4 protein-coding genes are annotated in these 7,778 nt (G+C 59.2%); all 4 read left to right on the top strand.

The features are described from left to right. A partial coding sequence (bcsB, locus tag RTM06_RS02535) for a cellulose biosynthesis cyclic di-GMP-binding regulatory protein BcsB (RefSeq protein ID WP_312179736.1) occupies positions 1–2,387 on the top strand: 2,387 nt, incomplete at its 5' end. Between the two features lie 11 nt (positions 2,388–2,398). Beyond that, a complete protein-coding gene (locus RTM06_RS02530) occupies positions 2,399–6,202 on the top strand; it encodes a cellulose synthase subunit BcsC-related outer membrane protein (protein WP_312179734.1) in 3,804 nt (1,267 codons plus the stop codon). After that, positions 6,202–6,648 carry a cellulose biosynthesis protein BcsD gene (gene bcsD, locus RTM06_RS02525; protein ID WP_312179732.1) on the top strand — a complete coding sequence of 149 codons (447 nt, stop codon included), beginning with the start codon at positions 6,202–6,204 and terminating at the stop codon, positions 6,646–6,648. Before RTM06_RS02530 ends, bcsD begins: the two co-directional genes overlap by 1 nt. Before the next feature lie 9 nt (positions 6,649–6,657). Continuing rightward, positions 6,658–7,662 carry a glycosyl hydrolase family 8 gene (locus RTM06_RS02520; RefSeq protein WP_312179730.1) on the top strand — a complete coding sequence of 335 codons (1,005 nt, stop codon included), beginning with the start codon at positions 6,658–6,660 and terminating at the stop codon, positions 7,660–7,662. Positions 7,663–7,778: the final 116 nt, after the last annotated feature.

Genomic DNA, 7,778 nt, shown 5'->3' with positions numbered 1-7,778 from the left:
GTGAGGCCGATCAACAGCTGCAACAGGCGGCAGGCGCGGCACCTTATGCGCCAGTAGAAATCGCACCACAAACTGCACCGGAAGCGGCACCGACAACGGTCAATGAAACGCCCGCCGAACCGGCGGCCAGCGAACCTGCACCTGTAACCGCACCAGAAATGGTGCTGCCAACGGTAGCGCCAACCGCACCGGCGGTGATGCCAGAAACGGCTTCCGCGACGCTCAACCAGCCAATCAGCAGCACCGTTTCGGTGGCGCAGATGGGCCAGCCGCGCGGCATTACGCTGACCGGCGGTCAGCTGCAATCCGGTATCGTGTTCACGCTGCCCAGCGATGAAGTGATCACCAACGCGCGCCTCAATCTGTCGCTGCGCGTCTCGGCGGCGCTGGCAGCGCGTAACACCTCGCTGCAGCTAATGCTGAATGGTCAGCCGCTTGGCACCTTGCCGTTGGGCTCCAGCGACAGCGATGTCAGCGATTACCAGCTGGATATTCCGGCGGCGATGGTGGTCTCAAGCAACAACCTCAGCTTCAAGATTAACGATGCCGACAAGCTGCTGTGCGAGAAAGAGAGCGCGCAGCAGTATCAGGTATCGATTCTGCCGAAAACCACGCTGAGCCTTGAAGGCCAGCAGCTGAACATTGGCACCAGCCTGCGTAACTTCCCGCGTCCATTTATCGATGCGCAGCGCATGACGCCCGCCAGCGTTACCTTTGGCTTTGCCGCCAATGCCGCGCCGGACAGCATCAGCGCCGCTGCGCTGGTGGCATCGTGGATGGGCATTCAGTCGGATTATCGCGGCATCCGTTTCCCGGTAGTGCGCGGCGATCTGCCTGAGCACAACGGTATTCTGATCGGCCATCCGGGCGACAAGATTGGCACCGTAACCTTGCCAGCCACCAACGGTCCGCTGCTGCAGGTGATCGATAATCCCAACAATCCGGTCTACAAATTGCTGCTGGTGGTCGGGGCGAATGACGATCAGCTGCGTCAGGCCGCTAACCGTTTAACCACTCAGCCGCTGGCGACCGATGCCAGCAGCCTGAACGTGCAGCCGCAGCCGATTGGCGTGCGTAAGCCTTACGATGCGCCGCGCTGGATTAACACTACGCGCCCGGTGCGACTGAGCGAACTGCTGCGTAAAGATCAAAGCCTGACCACCACCGGCATCTGGCACGATGCGCTGAGCGTTAACTTCCGCGCCGCGCCGGATTTGTTCCTGTGGGATGGCGACACCATTCCGGTGGAGCTGCACTATCGCTTCCCATCCGAAAGCTGGATTGATGAGAACAACTCGTTCCTCAACGTGATGATTAACGGCACCTTCCTGCGCAACCTGACGGTAAATAAAGTCGGCTTGCTGGAAAGCGCCTGGCATCGTCTGGGCGGCGACGCGCGTCAGGAGCATTACACCCTGAAGCTCGAACCGTACCTGATTTACGGTGACAACCAGCTGGCGCTCTACTTCAACATCAAGCCGAAAGCGGATGCACCGTGCGGCGTGCTGCTGAACAACAACATTAAGAGCCGCATCGAAGAGGATTCGTGGATCGATCTGAGCCACACGCGCCACTTCACCATGCTGCCGAACCTCTCTTACTTTGTGGGCGCCTCGTTCCCATTCTCACGTCTGGCGGACTTCTCGCAGACCACGCTGCTGCTGCCGGAACAACCGAGCGATGCGGAGATCTCGACGCTGCTGGATATGGCCTCCCGCGCCGGGAACGCCACCGGCGTGCCGCTGCTGCAAAACCAGGTGCTGTTTGGCCTGCCAAACGGCGGCACCAACATGACGCGTCTGCAGCAGAGCGATCTGCTGGCGGTGAGCACCACGCAGAACAACGACTTTAATCAGGCAATGCTGGCCAACACGCCGTTTGATACCAGCGGCAACACGCTGGGCGTGAAAGAGCCGACCACCTGGGACAAGCTGCGCGGCTGGCTGACCGGCGACTGGTATCGCCAGCAGCTGGATGCCGATCGTTACTTCTCCTCCAACGAAGCGTGGCGCGGCTTTGTCAGCTATCGCTCGCCGTGGAACCCGGATCGCTTAGTGGTGATGACAGTGGCGACCAGCGATCAGCAACTGCTGCGCCTGCATGAAGACCTGAATTCCGCGCGCATCAACGCCGGTATTCGCGGCGATACCGCCATCATCACCGATGAGAACGGCATTCGCAGCTTCCGCGTCGGCCCGCAATTCCCGAGCGGCGAAATGCCGTGGTACATGATGGTGGTGTGGTATGCCAATCAGCACTCGGTGCTGATGGCGCTGGCGGCGCTGCTGCTGTCAGCGTTGGTCGGCGGCGGTGTATGGGTGATGCTGAAACGTCATGCGTGGCGTCGTCTCAACCCCAAAGTTGATAGCAAGTCCGGCAAGAAGTAAGGATAAAAACAATGAAAAAACATCTGTTAAGTGCCGGTATTCGTCATGCCCTGATTCTGGGTGGGGCACTGACGCTCTCTCAGCCGCTGCTGGCGGCGGAGAGCACTAATCCTGCGTTACAGGCGCTGTTCGATCAGGCGGCGTACTGGCACCAGAAAGCGCATGACGATTTGGCGAAAGCCTCGCTGCAGAAAGTGCTGATGGTTGAGCCGAACAACACGCAGGCGCTCTATCTGCTGGCGCTCTATTCGCAGCAGAGCGGCGGCACGGCGGAAGCGGCACAGTGGCGTGCGCGCCTGAGCGCGGCCTCGCCGAACGATCCACATCTCACCGAGCTGGACAATGCACGCCAGCTGCAAACCATTCCGCAGGCGCAGCTGCAGCTGGCGCGCCAGCAGGCACGCAGCGGCAACATCGCGGCGTCGCTGCAAACCTGGCGTAACACCTTCAGCGGCAACGAGCCGCCGCCGAGCGTAGCCGCCGAATATTATCTGACCATGGCGGGCGATCGTTCGCTGCTGCCGCAAGCGGTGGAAGCGCTGCGTCAGTTCTCTGCCGATCATCCGCAGGATACCGGTGCCAAACTGGCGCTGGGTAAAGCGCTGACTTATCAGGAATCGACGCGTCGTCAGGGTATCGATGTGCTCGGCACCCTGGCGGACGGCAACAAAGAAGCGGATCGTTCGCTGCGTCAGGCGCTGTTGTGGCTGGGTCCGCAGGCTTCTGATGCGTCGCTGTACCAAACCTGGCAGCAGCGCCATCCACAAGATAACGCGGTGCTGGATTACTACCGTAAAAACGTCGGCGGCGCGGAGAAAGGCGCGGGGTTTACCGCGCTGAACAGCGGCGACGTCAGCAACGCGCAGAACAACTTTGAGAAAGTGCTGCAAGCCAACCCGCAAGATGCGGATGCGCTGGCTGGCATGGGCTATGTTGCTCAGCGTGCCGGACGTTATGCCGAAGCGGCGGATTACCTGACGCGCGCGGCGCAGTTGGGTGGCGATCAGAGCGACACGCGCCAGAAGCAGGCCGCTGATGCACGTTTCTACGCGCAGCTGGCCACCGCGCAGCAGGCGTTGAAAAACGGTGACAGCGCGCAGGCGTTGGCGCTGAGCGAACCGCTGGCGCAGGCCGACGGCGAGAAAGGCGTCTCTGCCAAACTGTTCCGCGCCGATGTGCAGCGTCGCAGCAATCAGCTCGATCAGGCGGAGCAAACCTATCGTTCCATCCTGCAAAGCGATGCCAATAACCGCAATGCCAAAGAAGGCTTGTTCTACGTGCTGCGTCAGCAGAACCGTGGCGCAGAAGCCAACACCTTGCTGGCATCGCTGCCCGACAGCGTGCGTCAAAGCGTGGCACCGCGCGGCAGCAGCACCGATCCGATTCGTGCGCAGGCCAAGCGTGAAGTGGCGGCGGGCAACAACAGCGCCGCTATCGCCACCTTGACCTCGGGTATTCAGCGCTATCCCAATGATGGCTGGCTGCGTCTCGATCTGGCGCGTCTCTACCGCGCGCAGGGCGATAACATGATGGCAGCAAATATCATGCAGCCGACCATGCGCAGCGGTGCCAGCACGACAGAACTCTACGCGGGTGCGTTAAACGCCAGCGAAAGCAGCGCCTGGCAGCAGGCGAGTTTGTTGCTGTCGCGCATTCCTAATAGCAGCAAGAACAGCGATATGCGCGAGCTGGCGCAGCGCGTCAACTTTAACCTGCAGATGGCTACCGCCGATCAATATCTGGCGCAGGGCTCGAACGCGGCAGCGGCCAACACCTTGCGCGCGCTGGCATCGACGCCGCCGTCTAATCCGGTTGATGCCGGTAATCTGGCGCAGAAGCTGGCGAAAGCGGGCGATCTCACCACTGCCGTTTCCGTGGTGCGCAGCAACATGCAGCGCGGCATTCAGGGCAACGCCGGTGATTACGCCGCGCAGGTGGCGGTGCTGAATCAGGCCGGTCTGAACACCGAAGCGCAAAGCTTCCTCAGCAGCCCGGAACTGCAGGCACGCAGCACGCCAACTCAGCTGGCGGGCATCCGCAACGGCTACGTGATCAATGAAGTGGATCGTCTGCGTGAGCAGAAACAGTACGCCGCCGCTTACGACAAGCTGGTGGGCGCGCTGCAGCACGATCCGCAGAACCGCGATCTGATGTTCGCTATGGCGCGACTCTATCAGTCCGGCAAGATGAACAAAGAAGCGGGCGTGGTGTACGACTACCTGATGACGCAGGATACCGCGACGCAAGACGCGCGCACGGGTGCCATCAACGTGGCGCTGGCGCAGAATGACGTCAACAAAGCCAATACCTTAATGCGCGGACTGCGTAATGAGCAGTCACCAGATCGCTTGCTGCTGTTAGCCCGCGTGGCCGAAGCCAACGGTGAACACAGCCAGGCGATGAGCTATCTGCGCACCGCGCGCGGTCAGCTGATTGGTCTGCAGGGCGCAGAAACCGGCAGCGTGCCAAGCGTCGGTGGTCTGGCGCTGGCCGACAATCCGTTTATCAATCGCGGCACCTCGCCGGTGGGCCGTTCGCCGTCCAGCTATGGCGCGGTGATGCCGTGGCAGTCGGCTCCAGCATCCACCAGCAGCGCCGAAGGCGTGACGCTGGCGAGCAACACGCCGGCAATTCAGCAAAGCCAGACGCTGCGTCAAATCGACAGCATGATGGACGATCTGCAAGAGAAAACCGGCACCTGGGTGCAAGGCGCAGTTCAGGTGCGTGGACGCGATGGCGAATCCGGTTTGAGTAAGTTAACTGAAGCTAAAGCGCCGCTCACCTTCTCCACCGTGCCGTTTGGCGATGCGCGCTTCGACTTCACCATGACGCCGGTTTCGCTGAGTGCTGGAAGCGCTTCGGGTGATGCATGGCGTCGCTTCGGTGCGAATCCGTTGATTCAAGGTATCGTGGTCGCCTCAGGTGACGCGAAAGTTGACGACGTGCCAAGTGCATCAACGGATTCTCAGCGAGCGTCTGGTGTTGAACTTAACATGGCGCTGAAAGGCGATAGCTACAAGATTGACCTTGGCAGCACGCCGCTGGGCCAGGATCTGAGTACGTTGGTGGGGGGTGTGCAGTGGTCACCGAAGTTAACTGATTTCCTTACATTGGTGCTGACCGGTGAACGTCGCGCCATGACTGACAGCTTACTTTCGTATGTGGGTGTCACCGACAAGGCAACCGGAACGAAATGGGGCCGGGTGACTAAAAACGGCGGTAACGCCTTGCTCAGCTATGACAACGGCGATGCTGGTTTCTATGCGGGCGCGGGAGCTTATAGCTATTTGGGTGAGAACGTCGCCAGCAATAAAAGTCTGAATGCGACAGCCGGTGCCTATGTGCGACCTTTCCATTACGACGATCGTGAGTTGAAAGTTGGCATGAGCCTTTCCTGGATGGACTTCTCGAAAAACCTCAGCTACTTCACCTATGGGCAGGGTGGATACTTCAGCCCGCAAGATTACGCATCGATCTCATTCCCGGTGGAGTTCTCACGTAAGTTTGATGACCTTAAAGTCAATGTGGGTGGTTCAGTGGGCTACCAGACTTATAGTCAAGACAAGAGCGCATACTTCCCGAATGATCCTGATGCGCAGAACGCCATGGATCAGCTCGTTTCATTGGGGTATGCCAAAGACTCTTATTACAAAGGCACCAGCAAAAACGGCATTGGCTACAACCTGCATGCCGGTGCGGATTATAAGATCAACAAAGATGTCACCGTGGGCGGTCAGCTCGGCTACGACACCTTTGGCGATTACAACGAAAGCACAGCCAATCTGTACTTCCGTTACATGTTCGGAGATTACTAATGAGTGAGCAAGTAACCGCACGCGTCAGCCATCCGCATCAGCCGGGCTGGTTTGATCTGGTGAGCGCGATGATTGAGAGCATGCTGGACAACGCGGGCGAGGAAGCGGAAGGCTTTCTCAACGGCGTCGGCGTATCGCTGGCAACGCGCTATCCTTTACCCGATGCGCGCACCGTGCAGGATCTGGAGCGTGAAATGAATTTGCAGCTGGCGCGCTTTAACTGGGGCTTTGTGCAGTTACAGCCGCAGGAAAATGCCATGCTGATTCAGCACCACGCGCTGCCGCAGGGCGACAGCAACGTCGGTGTTGAACGCTGGCAGCTGGCGCTGAGCGCAGTGCTGGCGGGCGTGTATGCGCAGTGGCTGCAGGCACAAGGTGGCAGCGCGGCGGTGCCGGTGACGCTTGAGAACAACGACGGCGGCACGCTGCACTATCGATATCAATAGGAAGCTGTAATGAGAGTAATGCGGTTCTGGCGTCAATGGATGCTGTGTTTCATGGTGATGTTTTTTAGCGCGCAGGCAGCCGCAGATGGCTGGAGTACCTACAAAAGCCGCTTTATGGGCAGCGATGGCCGTATCAGCGATACGGCAAACAACAACGTCAGCCATACCGAAGGTCAGGGTTACGGCATGCTGCTGGCGGTGGCGCATGACGATCGCACCACCTTCGATCTGCTGTGGCAGTGGACGCGCACCCATCTGCGCAATCCGCAAAACGATCTGTTCTACTGGCGCTACACGCCGGGCGCGGCCAATCCGATTGCCGACAAAAACAACGCGTCTGATGGTGATGTACTGATTGCCTGGGCGCTGCAGCGTGCGGCGCAGAAGTGGGGCGGCGATTACCAGCAAGCGTCTGACCGCATTCAGCGTGCGATCGTGAAGCTGAATGTGATCAGCTACGGCGGACATAAAGTGATGCTGCCGGGTGCACAGGGTTTCAACAAAACCAGCTATGTGGTGCTTAATCCATCCTATTTCCTGTTCGAGGCCTGGCGCGAGTTTGCCGAGCACAGCCATCTGCGCATCTGGAATGAGCTGATTGATGACAGCATGGATTTGCTGGGCAATATGCACTTCGGTAAAACCGGCCTGCCGCTGGATTGGGTGGCGCTGAATGCCGATGGTTCAGTGGCACCGGCGATCGGCTATTCCAACCGCTTCAGCTATGACGCGATCCGTATTCCGCTGAATATCTGGTGGTACGATCCACAAAGCTTGCGTCTGGTGCCGTTCCAGCGCGTCTGGCAAGGTTCGGCGCGCATGACTACGCCCGCCTGGTATGATGTGTTGGGCAACACACCAGCGCCGTACAACATGGAAGGGGGATTGATTGCGGTTCGCGATTTGACGCTGAATCAAACCGGTTACCTTAATGATCGTTTAGCGCCGGATCAAAACTACTTCTCCGCCAGTCTGCAACTGCTGACCTGGATGGCGTATCAGGAAAAGCGGTAAGTCTCGTCTTTGACCAGGTCGCCATGAATGGCGACCCTACAAAACCTGCAACTCATCCGCGTGGTCGCCATAAATGGCGACCCTTATATCTCGATCATTCTCCTCCGGGTGCTATG

This window comes from Pantoea sp. CTOTU46764 (genome assembly GCF_031974595.1).
In the GTDB taxonomy this organism is placed as follows: domain Bacteria; phylum Pseudomonadota; class Gammaproteobacteria; order Enterobacterales; family Enterobacteriaceae; genus Pantoea; species Pantoea trifolii.
Note: the sequence above shows the minus strand (reverse complement) of the source record. Positions and strands in the feature narration are given on the sequence as shown.

Excerpts from the sequence above, each read along its gene's own strand:
- RTM06_RS02520 (WP_312179730.1), top strand. The coding sequence starts at position 6,658 with ATGAGAGTAATGCGGTTCTGGCGTCAATGGATGCTGTGTTTCATGGTG.
- RTM06_RS02530 (WP_312179734.1), top strand. The coding sequence starts at position 2,399 with ATGAAAAAACATCTGTTAAGTGCCGGTATTCGTCATGCCCTGATTCTG.
- bcsD (WP_312179732.1), top strand. The coding sequence starts at position 6,202 with ATGAGTGAGCAAGTAACCGCACGCGTCAGCCATCCGCATCAGCCGGGC.